The organism is Paraburkholderia ginsengisoli NBRC 100965, from assembly GCF_000739735.1.
Lineage (GTDB): Bacteria > Pseudomonadota > Gammaproteobacteria > Burkholderiales > Burkholderiaceae > Paraburkholderia > Paraburkholderia ginsengisoli.
Genome location: NZ_BBJF01000020.1, coordinates 44420 through 62717, shown reverse-complemented (window position 1 = coordinate 62717; position 18298 = coordinate 44420). Strand labels below are relative to the sequence as shown.

At 64.2% G+C, this 18298-nt stretch carries 17 protein-coding genes; 6 read left to right on the top strand and 11 right to left on the bottom strand.

Going from position 1 to position 18298, the window contains the following annotated elements:
• Positions 1-209: 209 nt before the first annotated feature.
• Positions 210-887, bottom strand: a complete 678-nt coding sequence (locus BGI01S_RS24545) for a hypothetical protein (protein ID WP_042328716.1) — start codon at positions 885-887, stop codon at positions 210-212.
• A gap of 172 nt (positions 888-1059) precedes the next feature.
• Between BGI01S_RS24545 and BGI01S_RS24540 the strand changes: the two genes are divergently transcribed.
• The gene (locus tag BGI01S_RS24540; RefSeq protein ID WP_042328782.1) at positions 1060-1587 is read left to right on the top strand and encodes a peroxiredoxin family protein; all 528 of its coding nucleotides are present in this window, start codon (positions 1060-1062) and stop codon (positions 1585-1587) included.
• 99 nt (positions 1588-1686) lie between these two features.
• Here BGI01S_RS24540 and BGI01S_RS24535 read toward each other — a convergent pair whose 3' ends face one another.
• From BGI01S_RS24535 to ugpQ, 4 genes are all read right to left on the bottom strand, one after another.
• Complete coding sequence (locus BGI01S_RS24535; protein ID WP_174447440.1) at positions 1687-3039, bottom strand: sigma-54-dependent transcriptional regulator; 1353 nt, start codon at positions 3037-3039, stop codon at positions 1687-1689.
• A gap of 18 nt (positions 3040-3057) precedes the next feature.
• Complete coding sequence (locus BGI01S_RS24530) at positions 3058-5058, bottom strand: sensor histidine kinase (protein WP_042328715.1); 2001 nt, start codon at positions 5056-5058, stop codon at positions 3058-3060.
• Between the two features lie 48 nt (positions 5059-5106).
• Positions 5107-6387 (bottom strand): dicarboxylate/amino acid:cation symporter, encoded by a 1281-nt coding sequence (locus tag BGI01S_RS24525; RefSeq protein WP_042328714.1) that lies wholly within the window; start codon positions 6385-6387, stop codon positions 5107-5109.
• A 421-nt stretch (positions 6388-6808) separates the two neighbouring features.
• Positions 6809-7594: a glycerophosphodiester phosphodiesterase gene (gene ugpQ / locus BGI01S_RS24520; protein WP_042328713.1), complete on the bottom strand. Its 786-nt coding sequence runs from the start codon at positions 7592-7594 to the stop codon at positions 6809-6811.
• 343 nt (positions 7595-7937) lie between these two features.
• Between ugpQ and BGI01S_RS24515 the strand changes: the two genes are divergently transcribed.
• On the top strand, positions 7938-8708 hold the full coding sequence (locus BGI01S_RS24515) for a DeoR/GlpR family DNA-binding transcription regulator (protein WP_042328712.1): 771 nt from the start codon (positions 7938-7940) through the stop codon (positions 8706-8708).
• Between the two features lie 7 nt (positions 8709-8715).
• Here the strand turns inward: BGI01S_RS24515 and BGI01S_RS24510 are convergent, their stop codons facing one another.
• A complete protein-coding gene (locus BGI01S_RS24510) occupies positions 8716-10383 on the bottom strand; it encodes a Na/Pi cotransporter family protein (protein ID WP_042328710.1) in 1668 nt (555 codons plus the stop codon).
• 358 nt (positions 10384-10741) lie between these two features.
• Between BGI01S_RS24510 and BGI01S_RS24505 the strand changes: the two genes are divergently transcribed.
• Together BGI01S_RS24505 and BGI01S_RS31210 are read left to right on the top strand one after the other, a co-directional pair.
• Complete coding sequence (locus BGI01S_RS24505; RefSeq protein WP_042328708.1) at positions 10742-11188, top strand: hypothetical protein; 447 nt, start codon at positions 10742-10744, stop codon at positions 11186-11188.
• Positions 11189-11247: 59 nt separating this feature from the next.
• Positions 11248-11382 (top strand): hypothetical protein, encoded by a 135-nt coding sequence (locus BGI01S_RS31210; RefSeq protein ID WP_255219774.1) that lies wholly within the window; start codon positions 11248-11250, stop codon positions 11380-11382.
• 161 nt (positions 11383-11543) lie between these two features.
• On the opposite strand, the gene BGI01S_RS24500 is transcribed toward BGI01S_RS31210, so the two are convergent.
• Both BGI01S_RS24500 and BGI01S_RS24495 read right to left on the bottom strand, forming a co-directional pair.
• Positions 11544-12872 carry an MFS transporter gene (locus tag BGI01S_RS24500; protein ID WP_042328705.1) on the bottom strand — a complete coding sequence of 443 codons (1329 nt, stop codon included), beginning with the start codon at positions 12870-12872 and terminating at the stop codon, positions 11544-11546.
• A 36-nt stretch (positions 12873-12908) separates the two neighbouring features.
• Positions 12909-14063: a M20 aminoacylase family protein gene (locus tag BGI01S_RS24495; protein WP_042328703.1), complete on the bottom strand. Its 1155-nt coding sequence runs from the start codon at positions 14061-14063 to the stop codon at positions 12909-12911.
• 174 nt (positions 14064-14237) lie between these two features.
• Between BGI01S_RS24495 and BGI01S_RS24490 the strand changes: the two genes are divergently transcribed.
• Positions 14238-14795, top strand: a complete 558-nt coding sequence (locus BGI01S_RS24490; protein ID WP_232624317.1) for a MarR family winged helix-turn-helix transcriptional regulator — start codon at positions 14238-14240, stop codon at positions 14793-14795.
• 87 nt (positions 14796-14882) lie between these two features.
• On the opposite strand, the gene lipA is transcribed toward BGI01S_RS24490, so the two are convergent.
• The 3 genes from lipA to BGI01S_RS24475 all read right to left on the bottom strand — a co-directional run bounded on the left by lipA (position 14883) and on the right by BGI01S_RS24475 (position 17219).
• A complete protein-coding gene (gene lipA, locus BGI01S_RS24485; protein ID WP_042328701.1) occupies positions 14883-15890 on the bottom strand; it encodes a lipoyl synthase in 1008 nt (335 codons plus the stop codon).
• Between the two features lie 13 nt (positions 15891-15903).
• Positions 15904-16629, bottom strand: a complete 726-nt coding sequence (gene lipB / locus BGI01S_RS24480; RefSeq protein WP_042328699.1) for a lipoyl(octanoyl) transferase LipB — start codon at positions 16627-16629, stop codon at positions 15904-15906.
• A gap of 263 nt (positions 16630-16892) precedes the next feature.
• Positions 16893-17219, bottom strand: a complete 327-nt coding sequence (locus BGI01S_RS24475) for a DUF2917 domain-containing protein (RefSeq protein WP_042328697.1) — start codon at positions 17217-17219, stop codon at positions 16893-16895.
• 98 nt (positions 17220-17317) lie between these two features.
• On the opposite strand from BGI01S_RS24475, the gene BGI01S_RS24470 reads away from it, so the two are divergent.
• Positions 17318-18295, top strand: a complete 978-nt coding sequence (locus BGI01S_RS24470; RefSeq protein ID WP_042328695.1) for a transcriptional regulator GcvA — start codon at positions 17318-17320, stop codon at positions 18293-18295.
• Positions 18296-18298 lie beyond the last annotated feature (3 nt).

Sequence of the window (18298 nt, the reverse complement as noted above, 5' to 3'; positions counted from 1 at the left end):
AATCTGCGGCGCCCATGGGAACTGACAGAATGCCCACGGGACGGGCCTCTGCGGCAAAACGAAGCGAGTTCTCAACAGAGTTATCCACAGGCGCTATGAAGAAACGAAAAACCTCAACGTAAACCGGGGATTAGCGCGTGATGCTACGAAGGAACTTTCACTGCTAACAATGATCGCTAGCGCACAGAACCGGGCAAAAATACCGGTTATCAAAACAATTTAAACGACGAAAAAAACTGGTCGACCTGTTCCGGCGGCAGCGGCTTATCGGCAATGATCGCCGCCTGATAGACGTGCCGCCCTCGCGCGACCAGCCGGGCGTAGACGGTGCGCCTTTCGTGTTGCGAGCCGGCCTCGCCGTTCAATTTCATTTCCAGGCCCAGCACCTGCCCGCCGGCGGCGAGCGGGATTTGCACCGCGCGCGCGTCGGGCGCGGCACCGACGTTGCGAGCCAGCCCGTCGCGAAGGAAAGCGAGCGCGGCCCGCTGCGTCGAATCGTGGTCGTCCGGGAGCATGACGGTGCCGACTGCGAACACCGCGTTGCCGGCTTCGGCCGTTTGCATCGCCATCTGCATCGGCGTGCCGTCGATCTGCACCGGGCGCTGATCGTTGCCCGGCTTGGCCGGAAGATCGACGGTATAGCCGTTGTCGTTATTCATGACGGTACGCCAGTCGAAGGTCGGCGAGCAGGCGCTCAGCGCGACGCCGAGCGTCAGCGCGCCAGCAACCATGCCGAGCGCCGCACGCAGCCGCCGCGAAGCATTGGCAGGGGAGCCGGCGCGCCGGTCGCCGTCAGCCGGCGCGCTGCCACGGAAACGGCCATAGAAGAACAAGGAGGAAGGAATTCGGGCGAGAAAACGGCTAACGCGAAAATCAGTTCGGAGCATGGGGGGCAGAAGATCGGACCGACCGGAACGTAAAACCCTATTATCCGCTGCCGCCCGGCGTCCTGCCGCGCCGACGGAATGGGGCTACAATAGCGACGCTGTTCAGCACCGGGCATCACGCCCAACCGACCCAATGTCCGGCGCGATCCGCGCGACTCCCGAGGTTCCGTTCATGAACTCCAATTCATCCACCGCCGCCCGGCGCGCGAGCCCGCTTCGTTACATCATCGTGGCTACCGTGGTCGTCGTGCTGGCCGTTGCCGGCTACTTCGCATTTGCTGGCCAGCAACGCGCGCCCGACGCGACCTTCACACTGCTGTCCGGCCAGAAAATCACGACCGCCGACCTGAAGGGCAAGGTGTACCTCGTCAACTTCTGGGCGACGAACTGCGATACGTGCATGAAGGAAATGCCGCAGATGGTCGAGACCTATAACCGCTTCAAGGGTCAGGGGCTCGAATTCGTCGCCGTCGCGATGAACTACGACGCGCCGATGTACGTGACCAACTACACGCAAACGCGCCAGTTGCCGTTCAAGGTGGCGATGGACGACGGCTCGGCCGCCAAGCAGTTCGGCAACGTGCAACTCACGCCGACCACGTTCCTGATCGACAAGGACGGCAAGATTCTGAAGCGCTATGTCGGCGAGCCACAGTTCGCCGAACTCGACCAGTTGCTGGAAAAGGCGCTGAAAGCGTGACCCCTTCGTCCCAGAAGCAACTCCGCCTCACCAGTTCCAGGCAGATTCAGTCAGATTAAAACGCGCCGGCCGCGCCTCGCGCCGCCGGCGCCGTCACTCTCAGCGCTCCCCTTCCCCTTTGGCCGCGAGGCCATATCGCTTGATCTTCTCGTAGAGCGTGGCCTTGCCGAGTTGCAGCCTGTCCGCCGCGACCGCAACGACGCCGCCGGCCTGCTCCAGCGCCTCGGCGATCATCGCCCGTTCGAATTGCTCGACGCGCTCTTTCAATGGCTGGGCGGCCGCGGTGTCGGCGGAGAAAGACATCACCGGGTCCTCGGCGACGCCGAGCACGAAACGGTCGGCGGCATTGCGCAGCTCCCGTACGTTGCCCGGCCAGTCGCGCTGCATCAGGCTCGCGCGCTGACGATCGGTGAGAATCGGCGCCGGCCGCTGATAGCGCACCGCCGCATCCAGCAGGAAATGTTCGAAGAGCGGCACGATGTCCTCGCGACGCTCGCCCAACGGGGGCAGCGCGATCGTCACCACGTTCAGCCGGTACAGCAGATCGCGCCGGAATGAGCCGTCCGCGACGTGCTCGGCCATGTCGCCCTTCGCCGCCGCGACCACGCGGCAATTCACGCGAATCGGCTGATTCGAGCCGAGCCGCTCCAGCACGCCATCCTGCAGCACGCGCAGCAGCTTGACCTGCAACGCGAGCGGCATGCTCTCGATCTCGTCGAGAAACAGCGTGCCGCCCGACGCATGTTCGAGCTTGCCGATCCGCCGTTTCGCCGCGCCGGTGAACGCGCCAGGCTCGTAGCCGAACATCTCCGACTCGAACATCGGCTCCGGCAACGCGCCGCAGTTCACTGCGATAAACGGCTTATCGCGGCGCGGCGAGAGCTCGTGCAGACTGCGCGCGATCAACTCCTTGCCGGCGCCGGTGTCGCCGTTGATCAGTACGGACGCATCGGTCGGCGCGACATTCGCAATCAGCCGCCGCACCTGTTCGATCGCCGGACTGCGGCCGATGATCCGCGGCGCCACCGAATTCTGCTCCGCCAGTTCGCGACGCAGCGCGAGGTTCTCCAGCACCAGCTTGCGGCGCTCCAACGCGCGCCGCACGGTTTCGATCAGGCGTTCGGACGCGAACGGCTTTTCGATGAAGTCATACGCGCCGTCGCGCATCGCCTGCACGGCCATCGAGATATCGCCGTGGCCCGTGACCAGGATCACCGGCACATCGGGCGCACGTTCGTGGCATTGCGCGAGCAGTTCGAGACCGCTCGCGCCAGGCAGCCGAATATCGCTGACGATCACGCCGGAGAAATCCGCGCTGATCATCTTCGCCGCGGACTCCGCCGACGCGTGACCGATCACGTCGAAGCCCGCGAGTTGCAGGCTCTGCACGCTGGCGCGGCGCACCAGTTCGTCATCTTCGATATACAGCACTTGCAGGCCGTGGTTCAGCATCGTGTTATCCATCTTGAGTCACGAACCCGTGGTCAGCGGGTCCGCCGGGTGGCTCGTCTGCACGCGCGCGCGGCGCAGCGTCAACACGAATAATGCGCCGCCGTCCGGCGCGTTGCGCGCGACCAGTGTGCCGCCGCAATCTCGCGCGATCGACGACGAGATCGCGAGGCCCAGCCCCAGTCCCTGGCCCATCTCCTTGGTCGTGAAGAACGGCTCGAACAGACGCGGCAGCACGTCGTCGGGAATGCCAGGGCCGTTGTCGCTCACCGCGCACGAGAGGTTCGCGTCGGCGACTTCGATCTCGATCGCGATGCACGGCGCACTCATGCCGGCCGTCGCGTCGAGCGCGTTGCCTAGCAGGTTGATCAGCACCTGCTCGAGCCGCAGATCGTCACAATGCGCGACCAGTTCGGGGTGATCGTCGGCGAGACTGAGCTGCGTGCGTGTGCTGCTCGCCGCGTCGAACAACGTGAACACGACTTCGACGCCCTGCAAGCGCTTCTGCAGCAAGCCGACGACATTGCGCAGCGCCCGCACGATCGGCGCGCGCGCACTGCGCGGCCGCGCGCGCCCGACGAACAGCTTCAACTGATTGGTGATCTTGCCCATGCGCTCGGTGAGCGCGGCGATCGCTTCGAGATTTTCGCGCGCCGACGCCTGGTCGCCGCGTTCGAGCAGCACGCGCGTGTTGTCCGAGAAGCCGCGCAGCGCGGCGAGCGGCTGATTCAGCTCATGCGTGATGCCGGCCGCCATCTGCCCGAGTGCCGCGAGCTTGCTCGCCTGAATCAGCTCGTCGTGCGCGGCGCGCAGTTCCTGTTCGGCGCGCGTGCGCTCGGTCACTTCCTTCTGCAACTGCTCGTTGGCCTGAGACAGGTCAAGGGTGCGCTCGGCGACGCGCTGGTTCAGTTCCGCGTAAGCCTTTTGCAGCAGCGCGCGGCTGCGCATCATTTCGCGCACGCGGGCGCGGCGCATGCGCCAGTAGAACGCGAGCAGCACGATCGAGATATAGCCGAAGCCGGTGACGATGGTCGCCTTGCGCGCGTCGGCGTCGACCGGGTCGACGGGAGACATCGTGATCAGATGCCAGTCGGGCACGCCCATGCTGCGCCGCGACGCGAGAAAGCGTGGCGCATAGCGGCCGCCGCCGATGCGCACGATCTGCGCATACCCTTCGAGCGTGCGCTGGATCGTCACCGGCAGCGGTGCGATCGGCTGCTGCGCATATTGCCGCGCCTGGTAGATCGAATCGGCGACCGGTCCCGACAACGGCCGGATCGTGTGATATTTCCACGCCGGCACCGAGGACAGAAAGATCACGCCGTGATCGTCGGTGACGACCAACGGCTCGGACGCATCCGCGCCCTGAAACCATTCCAGATCGAGTTTGACCACCGCCACGCCGACAATCTTGCCGTCGCGCCGCACCGGTTGCGAGATGTAGTAGCCCGGCGCCTGCGAAATCGTGCCGATGCCGAAGAAGCGGCCCACGCCGCCATTGATCGCATCGAGAAAATACGGACGGAACTGGTAGCCCGCGCCGATGAAACTGCCCGGCCCGCGCCAGTTGCTCGCGGCGACGCAATAGCCGTCGAGCGGAATGATGTATGTGACCGTGGCCCGCGCGTGGCGGTTGAGGTCTTCGAGATAGAGGTTCGCGCGTTTGACGTTGGCCGGACTGGGATCGACCAGCACGTCTTGCACAATGGGATGCTCGGCAAGCAGATACGGCAGCGATTCGTAGCGTTCGAGCGTGCTTTTCAGCGCGCTGGCGGTGCGCTCGGCGCGCACGGCAGCGTTGCGCCGCAGGTTGTCGATGCCGCTTTGCCACGCGATGCTGTAGGTCAGTCCGCACGCCGCCACGAGCCCGGCAATGAGCGCGAAGAGGATCAACAGGCGGCGCGTCACGTTGGCAATGTCCGATCGGTCAGGATCGGACATTGTGGCATAAGGCGGCGCGGCGCCGTCGCCAGTCTGGCTGGCTGACGGCGCCGTCGACCGGCGCGCGGTTCCCGGCTTCATACGCGGGCGTCCGCGGCCGTTACGGTGGGGGCTAAGCCGGAGCCCGGCTCAAACGCCGGCCGGTTCTTTGACCGCCACGTCGCCGCGCAACGCGGCATTCAGCTTGTTGCGGTCCAGCTCCTTCTCCCATGCCGACACCACGACCGTCGCCACGCCGTTGCCGACGATGTTGGTCAGCGCGCGGCATTCGCTCATGAAGCGGTCGATACCGAGAATCAGCACCATGCCCGACAGCGGAATGGTCGGCACCACCGCCAGCGTCGCGGCCAGCGTGATGAAGCCCGCACCCGTCACACCGCTCGCGCCCTTCGAGGTCAGCATCGTCACCGCCAGCAGCGTGAGCTGCTGCGCCCACGTGAGTTCGGTGTTGGTCGCCTGGGCGATGAACAGCACGGCCATCGTCATGTAGATGTTGGTGCCGTCGAGGTTGAACGAGTAGCCGGTCGGCACTACGAGGCCCACCACCGAGCGCGAGCAGCCGAGCTTTTCGAGCTTCAGCATCAGTTGCGGCAGCGCGGCTTCGGACGAGCTCGTACCGAGCACGATCAGCATCTCTTCCTTGATGTACGCGACGAAGCGCAGGATGTTGAAACCCACGAGGCGCGCGATGATGCCGAGCACGACCACCACGAACACGATCGAGGTCAGATAGAACGTGCCGATCAGCTTGAGCATCGGCAGCAGCGAGCCGATGCCGTACTTGCCGATGGTGAACGCCATCGCGCCGAACGCGCCGATCGGCGCCAGCTTCGTGATGATGCGCACGATGCCGAACAGGATGTGCGACAGACCGTCGATGAAATTCGTGACGACCTTGCCCTTTTCACCGGCCGTCGCGAGCACCGCGCCGAACAGCAGCGCGATCAGCAGGATCTGCAGGATTTCGCCTTGCGCGAAAGCCGACGACAGCGTGTCCGGGATGATGTGCATCAGGAAGTCGACGGTCGTCTGCCCGTGCGCTTTCGCGGCATACGACGCGACCGCCTTGCTGTCGAGCGTAGCCGGGTCGATGTTGAAGCCCGCGCCCGGTCGCAGCAGGTGGGTGGCGAACAGGCCGAGCACCAGTGCGAACGTCGAGACGATTTCGAAGTACAGCAGCGCCTTGCCGCCGACGCGCCCGACCTTCTTCATGTCCTCCATGCCGGCGATGCCCGTGACCACCGTGCAGAAGATGATCGGCCCGATCACCATCTTGATCAGTTTGATGAAGCCGTCGCCGAGCGGCTTCATATCGACGGCGAGGTTCGGGTAGAAATGCCCGAGTGCGATACCGATGATGATTGCCACGATCACCTGGACGTACAGCACTTTATAAAAAGGTTTCTTCACGATGGTTCCTGCTAGGGGGATGAGCTCATAGCCTGTCACTGCGCATCACGCGAACGAATAATCGTCACGCTCGTGCACGGCATTAGGCCGCGACAAGACGACGAATTCAGAAATACCGGGAAGGGAAATCAGACATCGTTGTCTCCTTGCTTTAGTTGTCGGACCGTTGCGGCCGCGTCATCTGTTTTGCAAGGTCGATGCCAGGCGGATAAAAAACCTAATGCCTTGATTTGCATTGGTTTTTTATCTCATTAACAACATCGCCGTCCGGGATTCTGGAAATCCGGACAAGGGCTGTCGGGGAATCCGGAATTCGTCGACGAGACGCGCGCGGGGAAACCCGTAGACTTTCTGAGCGTGCGTGCGGTCCGCGCGGCGCGGGCGCGCCGGCGGCATTCGGTCGATCCGGATGGGCGTTAATTCAGGCCGGGCTCGCCGGCGTGGACAGCATGTCGTGCCGCAGCGTGTCGATACGATCCGTGCAGATCATATCGACGCCCCATTGCGCGAGCAGTTGCGCCCGCGCGGGGTCGTTGACCGTATAGGCGAGCACACGCAGTCCGGCCGCGCGGATCTGCGCGACCAGCGGCTCGCTCAGGTACCGGTGGCTCGCGTGCAACGACACGCAGTCCAACTCGCGCACGATGCGCAGCCAATCCGCCTGCACCTGTTCGAACAGCATCCCGCGTGGCAGCGATGGCGCGGCGTCGCGCGCGGCGGCCAGCGCCTCGAAAGAAAACGACGACAACAGCGGCGGCGTCTGCCCTTGCCACAACGTCAGCGCGCCGCCTGCCACCAGCGTGCCGGTGAGCGCTTCGCGCCCCGGACATGGTTTGATTTCGATGTTGGCGGCGATGCCGTCGCGCGCGCAACGCTGCGCCGCGTCGGCCAGCGTCGGCAGGCGCGTGCCGGCGAATTGCGGTCCGCGCCATGCGCCGGCGTCGAGCGCGGCCAGTTGCTGCCACGTGTGGTCGGCGGCGGCGCCGTGGCCGTTGGTGGTGCGATCGAGATCGTCGTCGTGGAGCAGAAAGAGCTGGTTGTCGGCGGACAGCTTCGCGTCGAATTCGACCATGCGGTAGCCGTAGCGTACGCAGGCGTCGAAGCCGGCCAGCGTGTTCTCCGGTGCCAGCGTGCCGCCGCAGCGATGCGCGACCAGGCGCGGATAAGGCCAGTCTGCGGATAAACCGCGATCAATCCCGTTTGCCACGTCTCGTTACCTTTCAGATAGAGCGGTTGGTCGGCTCGCGGCGTGCAGCATCATGCGCGAGTCCCGCGCGTAGTATCGCGCCTGTGCGAAGCAGGCGATAGTCCGGCGTATCGCGCGGGCGTCGATTGCGCCTGGAGTCGTAACAACGTTGTCAGGATGACGAAGCGTGCGGCGAGGCACTTTGCAGCGGTCGAACTGAAATACACAAAGTTGCAAGTTGCCAAAGAACTGCAACACGAACGGGCTAAAGTAGTACGCTTGGCATGCGTCCGGACACCCTCCGTGCCCAGCATGTCCGCGTGCATCGCGGCAATCCATGCGCGCTCTCGTCCCAGGATAAAGCATGTGGCAGGAAGACCGTCATCAGCGAATTCGCGCGTTGCTGTCCACGCTGCAACGTGTGTCGACCGAGCGGATCATGGCGGACCTCGGCGTGTCGCGCGAAACCGTGCGGCGCGATCTGCTCGACCTCGAAGCGCTCGGTGAGCTGCGGCGCGTGCACGGCGGCGCGCTCAAGCCCGCCGAAGAAGCGCCGATCGCCGAGCGCGCCCAGACGCGCGTCAAATCCAAAACGGCGATCGCGAAAGCCGCTGTCGGTTTGATCGCGAGCGGCCAGACGCTTTTCGTCGACGCGGGCACCACCACCGCGGCGCTCGCCGAACAGCTGGCGAAACTGGCGAATCTGACCATCATTACGAATTCGATCGACGTTGCGCTGAAAATGCGCGGCGCGCACGAGCAAGCCGAAGCCGCCAACGAAGTCATCCTGCTCGGCGGTACGATCAGCGACCGCGCGATGGCGACCACCGGCGCGACCACCGTGCTCGACATCCAGCGCTATCGCGCGGACCTGGCGCTGCTGTCGCCGGTCGGCATCGATCACCGGCATGGCGCGACCAATTACGATCGCGCGGAAACCGAAGTGGCGCGCGCGATGGTCGCCAACGCCGACCGCGTCGCAATCCTCGCCGATTACAGCAAGATCGGGCAGCGCAGCCGCATCTCGTACTGTCCGGCGGAGCGGATCGACGTGCTCGTGACCAACAAAAAAGCGGCCGAAGCGGCCGGCTTCGCCACGTTGAAAAAGAAGCTCGCGCACATCGTTCTCGCTTAGGTCGCGCCTATTCCTTCACGTACATCGTATCGAGCGAGCGCTTGCGCAAGCGCGTGTCGTGCAGCGCGCCGGCGGCATCGAGCACCGGATAGGCGGTCGAGCAAAACAGCGAATTGAGCCGCTTCATGTCGCTGATCAGATCCAGATGCAATGCGCTGGTTTCGATGCTCCGCAAGCTTTGCCCGGCAAGCCTGTCCAGATGCCGGTACGAATACGCGCGCTCCAGATCGCGGAAGCGCTCCTTCTCGGCGAGGAGCCGTTCGGCGCAACGCAGATCATTGTTCAGAAACACCGACAGCCCCAGTTGCAGATTGCTGACGAGGCGTGCCTGCAAGTCGTCCAGTTCTCCGAGCCCTTCCTCCGAGAACGACAGACGGTGCGCGATCTTCTTTTCCTCGATGTCCCCGACGATCCGCTCGATAATGTCGCCTGCGTGCTCGAGATTGATCGTCAGCGAAATGATGTCGGTCCAGCGGCGGCTGTCGGCTTCGTCGAGCTGTTCGCGCGAGATCAGCGTCAGATAGTTTTTGACCGCGGCGTACAGCTCGTCCACGTCATCGTCCATGCGGACGGTTTCGCGCGCCTTCTCCAGGTTGTTGTGATGGATGAGGTCCGCGACATTGTCGAGCATCGTGCGCACGATATCTCCGATGCGCAGCACCTCGCGCGCGGCATGCGCGAGCGCCAGCGCCGGCGTGGACAATGCGGCGGTGTCCAGATGCAGCGGCCGCAGCTCGCCGTTCGGCTGCGGCCGGTCGGGCAGCACGCGTGCGCAAATGCGCGCCACCGGATCGACCAGCGACAGACACGCACAGCAGCGCAGCGTGTTGTAGATCAGGTGGAAGCCCACGGTGGCTTCACGCGGATTCGCGATCAGCACCGGCAGGCCGCGCGCGAGCAGCGGCGCAAACGGCAGAATCAGCAACGCGCCGGCCAGCTTGAACGCGAAGCTGCCTAGCGCGAGCCGCCGCGCGGCGGCGTTCTGCGCGATGGTGCCGAACAGCGCCAGCAAGCCGCTGCCCAGATTCGCGCCGATCACGAGGCACAACGCGACCTTTAGCGAAATCACGCCGGAAGACGCGAGCGTCGCCGTCAGCAGAACCGCGGCGAGGCTCGAATAGGAGACGATCGCGAAGGCCGCGCCGACCAGCGCGTCGAGCATCGTGTCGCCGGTCAACGCGCCGAACATCACGCGTACGCCGGCGCCTTGCATCATCGGCTGCGCGGCTTCGACAATCAGATGCAACGCCAGCAGGATCAGGCCGAGTCCGATCAGCGTACGGCCGGCCTGGCCAACGCGCGTCTGCTTTCGCGACAGGAACAGCGGCACACCGACCAAGATCAGGATCGGTGACAGCCACGAGAGATCGAGGGTGAGGACTCGCGCCATCAGCGCGGTGCCGACGTCGGCACCGAGCATGATCGTGAGACCGCTGGTGAGCGGCAGGAGCCCTTGAGCCGCGAACGACGTGACGATCACCGCGGTCGCATTGCTACTCTGCACGAGACTCGTCACGCCAACGCCCGACAGGAACGCTCGCCACCGACTACTGGTGCTACGCCCCAGCACGCCGCGCAGATCGGCGCCGAGCACCCGCAGGATGCCGGTGCGCACAATGTGCGAGCCCCACACGAGGAGCGCGACGCCGGCCAGAAGATTAAGGAGAATCAACATAAAGCACTGCGCATCCGTTCCTGCTGCCATAACCCGAACCGCATGCCGCGCGAATTGGCACCGGGGCGTATATGACAGTAGTGTTGCACATTTCTGCCTTATTGTAATTTTGTGCTTTTAAATATGGGCCTTGTAATCTGCCGGCTGCGGTTGTGTGGTCGCGGTTGTAGTTGCGGCGGAGGTATCTTCAAATGGGCCGCGACGTGGGTCACGCTCTTGCTGAAGCGCTGGAGAGCGAAGCTGCTTCAGCAAATGATGCCCGGCCGCGATGCCCTTGCGCAAGCTGGCCATTCGGCAGACTGACCGCGACCTGTCCACAACCGGATGATCTCCGTGTTGCCCACGCTTTGCATCCCCTATGGTCGCCCTTCTCAGCCGCCTGAGCTGGTTACTCTTTAACGTCGGTGTGCCGGTGTTCGCACCGATTGCACTGCTGCCTCTGCTAAAGCTGTCGCGCTTTTCCCGGCCCGTGTCGAAAGGCATCACGAAGCGCTCGCTGCAAGACGGCCAGCTTCTCCGGGTCGTCATTTCGATGTGCGCTAGCGCGTGTTATGAGATCGGCGCCGCCCTGGGCGACGCGTCGTCCGACGGCGCACGGGCGTTGATGCTGGCCGGGCTGCTCTGCCATGGCATTGTGATCGTGGCCGCGTCCGTGGTCGTCTCGCTCGGCGCCGCCGATCCGACGCTTCGCTCGCCCAGTCCATACGCCGACGAAGCGCCCGACAGAAAACCGATGTGGGCATCCGCGATCATGACCGCGATCATCGCCGCGACATACTCCGTATCTCACTATTCGTTAACCTAATTAATTGATAGACACGGCGCCATACTTTTCGACACACAGATTCTCACAGGGAGACCGTCATGCCTAATCTGATTGACTACGTCATCGAGAACCCGGCGGTGCGCGACCGCATCATCGACGCCATGATTCCGTTCTCGATTATCGGCGGCACCATTTCGTCGATCTGCATGCTGCTCGCTCGGTATCTGCGCTAGATAGCATGCCGCGAAAGCGCTGGCATCGGCAGCGGCGCGCCGTAGTGCCCGCATTGCCCGACCTACGTTCAATTCACGCGTGCAGATGTCCGACCGCAGCGGCCACATGTCAGCGTGCTTCGCCCCCATCCGGACATCCGCGCGCAACGCTCATGCAGCCGCTAACGCACCTGCGACACCGCCCGCGCATCCATCCTGCCGCCGCCGGTTTGTGGCAGCAGCAGCGTGCTCACCACGCCGATCAACAGGCTGAACAGCACGTAGTACAGCGGCGCGGCATTGCTGCCCGTCACTTTGACGAGCCACGTGTTGACGAAGGGCGCCAGCCCGCCGAACAGCAGCACGGCCAGGTTGTACGTGAGCGCCGCGCCAGTCGAGCGCACGCCGACCGGAAACACTTCGGTTAGCACGATCGGCACAGGCGCCCAGATAAAGCTCATGAAGAACGACACACCCACTTGCAGGAGCAACAGCGACTGGAACGACGGCGCAGCGATGAAGTAATGGAAGAAGAACCACGCGGCCACGCCATAGCCGAACATCCCCGGGAGCAGCACCGCCTTGCGTCCGTAGCGGTCGGACAGATGACCGGCCAGCGGACAGACCAGCAGGATCACGGCGGTTCCGACGAAGGTGGCAAGATTGGCGTCCGCCGCCGCAATGCCGAGCCGCTGCTTCGCGAAGATCGGCAGGAAGAACACGAACACGTACGCGGAGACCGTGCCCACCACGCAAATGCCCGTGCTGGAGATCATCTCGCGTGGATACTTGCGCAGCAGGTCGCGCAACGGCGTGCGCGCGGCTTTCTCCGACGTGCTCGCGGCGCTGCGTCGATACGCAAGAAACTCCGGCGACTCATCCACCTTCGAGCGGATGATCCAGCCCACCGGACCAATCAGGATGCCGAACAGAAACGGCAGACGCCAGCCCCACGTTTCCAGTTGGGCGGCGTTCAGCTGCGTCGTCAGCAGGTACGCCACCGCCGCACCGAGCGAAAATGCCAGCGCCTGTGAGCACATCTGGAAACTGCCGAAGAAGCCGCGGCGTTGAGCGGGCGCGAACTCGACCAGCATCGTGGTCGCGCCGCTAAACTCGCCGCCCGCGGAAATGCCCTGAATCATCCGCGCCAGCACCATCAGAATCGGCGCGGCAACGCCGATCGCGGCGTAGGTCGGCAATAGACCGATCATGCCGGTGCCGAGCGCCATCAACACAATCGTGACCGACAGCGCCTTCTTGCGCCCGACCCGGTCGCCGTACAAGCCGAGCAGCACGCCGCCGAGCGGACGCACGGCGAACCCGATCCCGAAGGTCGCCAGTGTCAGCATCAGCGACGCAAGCGGGTTGTCGGCGGGGAAATACAGGCGCGCGATCGTCGCCGCGAACAGCCCGTAGATCGCGAAGTCAAACCACTCGAAAGCATTGCCGAGAATGGAGGCAATCACCACCTTTCTCACCATCGCCGGCGATGGCTGGGGGTTAGCGGACATTGCTGCTCTCCTTGAGGATGTGATAAGCGCGCGCGTTCAACCCAGCCGACGCCGCACGATCTCGACGAACACCGCCGCGCCCGCAGGCGCCGTGTCGTCGTCGAAATCGAATTCCGGGTGATGGCACGTCAAGCCGTCGTGACCGAGGAAGAAGTACGAACCCGGGCGCTGCTGCAGCATGAACGCGAAGTCTTCGGACGCCATCAGCGGCGCCACCTCGGCAATTACGTTGTCGGCGCCGAGCACGTGTTCCGCAGCCACCCGCACGACCTCGGTCTGCTCGGGCGTGTTGACGGTGGGCGGCGAGCTCTGCAAGTGCTCGAACTCGACCGTGCATCCATACATGCGCGCCGCGCCGTCGCAAATATCGCGCAGGCGCTTCAGCGTCAGTTCCTGCGCGGCGACCGACAGTGTGCGCACGGTGCCTTCCAGCAACGCAGTGTCCGGGATCACGTTGATCGCGGTCCCGGCGATGAACTTGCAGACGCTGACGACTGCCGTATCGAGCGGATCGATATTACGGCTGACGATGCTCTGGATCGATTGCACGATGGCCGCGCCGATCATCAGCGGATCGACCGAACGGTGCGGCATCGCGGCGTGGCTGCCGACGCCCTGAATGTTGATCCGAAATAGATCGCAGGCCGACAGGATCGCGCCGCTACGCACGCCGACCTTGCCCGCGGGCAACGCGTTGTTGTTATGCAGTGCGTAGATTTCGTCGCAATGAAAGCGCTCGAAAAGACCGTCGCGGATCATCTCCGAGCCGCCGCGCAGCGTTTCCTCGGCAGGCTGGAAGATCAGGTGGACGGTACCGCGAAACGCGCGATGCGCCGACAGATGCTGCGCGACGCCCAACAGGATCGCCGTGTGGCCATCGTGACCGCAGCCGTGGAATACGTTGTCATGCGTCGAGCGATGCTCGACGGTGCCCTTCTCCTGCATCGGCAGCGCATCCATGTCGGCGCGCAAGCCGATCGACGGCCCCGCGCCCTGCGTGCCCCGGATCGTGCCGACCACGCCGGTGCCGCCCACGCCGGTATGAACTTCGATGTCCCAACCGCTCAGTAGCCCGGCGACCAGTTCGGCCGTGCGATGCTCGTGAAATCCCAGCTCCGGATGCCGGTGAATGTCCCGCCGCCACGTCCGCATCGATTCCGCGAGCGCACCCCACTCCACATTTGTCTGCATGCCAGCATCCCTAGAAACATGATGAACGTGGAATCCTCTCGCCGCCGCGAGCCGGATCTCATTACCGGAAGATACTTCAATAGTTGCAAATTTCAACTAGTGGTTTTACGGACGGATGCACGCGGATAGTGTCGTGGCCAGGCTTCGTCTATCATCCAGGTGACCTGGGCGGCCTTGCGCGCCACCCGGGTAACGCCTTTTGCCCAACCTGAGCGGAAAATCCGAAGCGGTATGCCACCTGCAAAGCCCAAATCCAGCGCCGTCGCCGAAGACATGAAGTTCGCGCGCTACCTCACGTTCAAGCTGGATCTGATCAAGAGCGAGATGATCAGCCGTGCCAATGCGGTGTACAAACCGGCGTGCGGCTTCGACGTGCGTTCGCTGCGCGTGTTGCGGATCATCTGCGATGCGCCGGGAATCACGGCGACTGCCGTGCGGGAGCAGACCTTGATCGAGAAGACGCTGCTCTCGAAGCTTTTGGCGGATCTGATCGAGCGTAAACAGGTACGGCGAACCATCCATCCGGGCGATGCGCGTCACTTCCAGCTCTGGCCGACGACGGCCGGCAAGCGCACGCGCGCGAGCAGCGACGAACTGGGGCAGGCTTTGGAAGCGGAATTGTTATCGGTGCTGAGCGACGACGAGCACGCGGCGCTCGATCGTATCGTCGACAAACTGGTCGATGCGTTTCGCGCGTCTGCCCAGCGCGAGGGCACGAAGTCCGGCGAGTGACGCGTTGATCTAGTGGCGTGCCCAAAAAAAAGCCCGCAGCACGTGCGGGCTTTTTTTGAACACTTGAGAAGCAGCGGACTAAAACTCTCAGACCACGCCCGCTCCATGCGCCTGCAAATCGGCGTGGTAGCTCGAACGGACCATCGCGCCAACCGCCGCATGCGTGAAGCCCATCTTGTACGCTTCTTCCTCGTACATCTTGAAGGTGTCCGGATGCACGTACGAGCGCACCGGCAGATGATGCTCCGACGGCTGCAAGTACTGGCCAATCGTCAGCATATCCACGTTGTGCTCGCGCAGATCGCGCATCACTTGCAGAATCTCTTCCTCGGTTTCGCCGAGGCCGACCATCAGGCCGGACTTGGTGGCGACATCAGGATGCAGCGCCTTGAAGTCCTTCAGCAGCTTCAGCGAATGCGCGTAGTCCGAGCCCGGACGCGCTTCCTTGTACAGACGCGGCACCGTTTCGAGGTTGTGGTTCATCACATCGGGCGGCGCGGCGTTCAGAATGCCGATCGCGCGATCCAGACGGCCGCGGAAGTCCGGCGTCAGAATTTCGATGCGCGTTTCCGGCGACAACTCGCGCGTCTGCCGAATACATTCGACGAAGTGCGCAGCGCCGCCATCGCGCAGATCGTCACGGTCGACGCTCGTGATCACCACGTACTTCAGCTTCAGCGCGGCGATGGTGCGCGCGAGGTTGCCCGGTTCTTCCGGATCGAGCGGGTCGGGACGGCCGTGGCCGACGTCGCAGAACGGGCAGCGGCGCGTGCACTTGTCGCCCATGATCATGAAGGTCGCGGTGCCCTTGCCGAAGCACTCGCCGATGTTCGGGCAGCTCGCTTCCTCACATACCGTGTGCAGGTTGTGTTCGCGCAGGATCTGCTTGATTTCGTAGAAACGCGAATTGCCGGTGGCCGCCTTGACGCGAATCCAGTCCGGCTTCTTCAGCTTTTCAATCGGGACGATCTTGATCGGGATGCGGGCAGTCTTGGCTTGCGCCTTCTGCTTCGCGGTGGCGTCGTAAGCGGCGGCGGAAGCCGGCACGCCTTCGGGCGCGGGGGAAGCTGCGAGGTTCGCGGTAACGTCAGTCATTCGTTCGGTCCAGTCAGGCGGTGAGCGCACCGGCCTGTGGTTGGGCGACGGCCGCGGGACTGCCGTCGAGGTTTGCGGTGAGGCGTGCTGCAAGGGTACGGGCCACGTCGTCCCAGCCGGCGGCGACGCCGAGCGTTGCCATGTCGACCGTTTCGAGCCCCGCGTAGCCGCACGGATTGATGGCCAGAAACGGCCGCAGATCCATCTTCACATTCAGGCTCACGCCGTGATAGCTGCAGCCGTTGCGGATTTTCAAACCGAGCGCCGCAATCTTGGCGCCGGCGTGTAGCCCAGCGTTGGGACCCGGCGCCACGTAAATGCCGGGGGCGCCCGCCTTGCGTTCTCCGGCGAGATTATACGCCGCCAGGGTGTCGATCACGGCCTGCTCGATCCGCGTGACCATCTCGCGCACCATCAGCTTGCGACGCCGTAAATCGAGGAGCAGATAGGCGACCACCTGACCGGGGCCGTGATACGTGATCTGCCCGCCGCGATCGACCTTGACCAGCGGGATGCCACTGTCGGCGGCCAGCAGGTGCGACGGATCGCCGGCCTGGCCAAGGGTGAAGACGGGGGGATGTTCGACCAGCCAGATTTCGTCGGGGGTGTCGACCGTGCGCGCGTCGGTGAATGCGCGCATCGCGTCGAAACTGGCTTCGTAGGATTCGTTGCCGAGCCAGCGCAGCGTTAGCGATGCCGAAGCAGGCGTGGGGGAAGGGGAAACCGGGGTGGTGCTCATGGTCCCGGCAGTTTACCGAAATACGGCGATCCGCGCCGGGCGCGAGTGCGGCGGCCAAACATCGGTGCCTTGATCGGCGGCGCGGAGGCCGGGCGGGTTGCGCCTGCAGAGACGCCTTTCAGGACCGCATCGGGACGGGAGCAACGGTGCGCGCGTGCTGGCGCGCGGATCTTATAAATAAGCATCGGTCGGCGCGCCAGCCTGTCCGCGTCGGCGGCGCAACCAAACTCGCGCGCCGCCACGCCCGCCGACGACCCTCACCCTCAAACCGTCCGCCAGCCGCCGCGCAACCGCATCACCAACCGTTCACTGACCCGCGCGAGCCAGTTCAGCGCGCGCTCGTCGCAACGCGTCGGCACGGAAAACGCCACTTTCGCGTGCGTGGTGCCCTCGGCGCTCAGCCAGAGCCGCTCGCCGCGCCGCAGCCGCAGCGTGTGGCCAGGTTGCAGCCAGTAGTCTTCGGTATCGTCGCTGCGCGTAACCCAGATCGCGCCGCCATGGACGACCAGCTTGGTGCTGCGTGCGACCTTCATCGGCAGCGTTTCGCCGTTACGGATTTCAAACGCAATGCTAGAGGAAATTTCTCGCATGATGCCCTCGCCAAAAATCGTTTCATGGCTACAATCGTAGGCGTAGCAAGGGTTTACGCAAAACGATCTATTTTCACCTCTATGTGAGAAATATTGCGATGGACCTCCGTCAATTGCCTGGACTGAACGCGATCAAGGCCTTCGAAGCCGCCGCCCGCCACGAGAGCTTCTCGCGCGCCGCCGACGAGTTGTTCGTCACGCACGGCGCCGTCAGCCACCAGATTCGCGCGCTCGAAGCCGAGCTGGGCGTCTCGCTGTTCGCCCGCGACGGCAAGCGCGTGCGCCTCACCGAAACCGGCCGCCGCTACGCAACGCACGTGCGCACCGCGCTGATGGCGCTCGCCGACGCCACCCGCCAGATTCGCGCCGGCGACCGCGAGCGGCGCCTCGTGGTGTCAATGCTGTCGTCGTTCGCGGCGCGCTGGGTGACGCCGCGCATCGGCAGCTTCATCGAGGCGCATCCGCAATGGGACCTCGAACTGCTGTCCACCAATGCGCTGACGGATTTCGCGCGCGACGACGTCGACGTGGCGATCCGCTTCGGCTTCGGCAAATATTCGGGGCTGCATGCGGAACTGTTGCTGGAGGAGATTTTCTTTCCCGCCTGCGCCCCGAATTTCAACGGCGGCAATCTGCCAAAAACCCCGGCGGACCTGGCCAAAGTCCCGCTGCTGCGTTCCGACGACGAACTCTGGCGCCCGTGGTTCGACGCCGCCGGCCTCGCCGACTGGCCGGAGCCCAAGCGCGGCGTGCTGTACCAGGATTCGTCGAATCTGCTGCAGGCGGCGATCGACGGACAAGGCGTCGCGCTCACGCGCCGCTCGCTGGCGATGCACGAGATCGCCGCGGGCCGCCTCGTGCGGCTATTCGATGTGGATGGGCCGAGCCCGTGGCAGTACTACTTCATCTGCCCGCCGCAGATGATGGAAACCGCGCGGGTCAAGGCGTTTCGCGATTGGGTGTTCGACGAGGTGGGACGGTTCAAGCAGTTGTTCGACCGGGCTTGCGAGGCGGGGCCCGCCGCAAGCGCCGGTCTGGCGGCGGACGCATTGCGCGCCGCGGCCGTGACACGTTAAGGC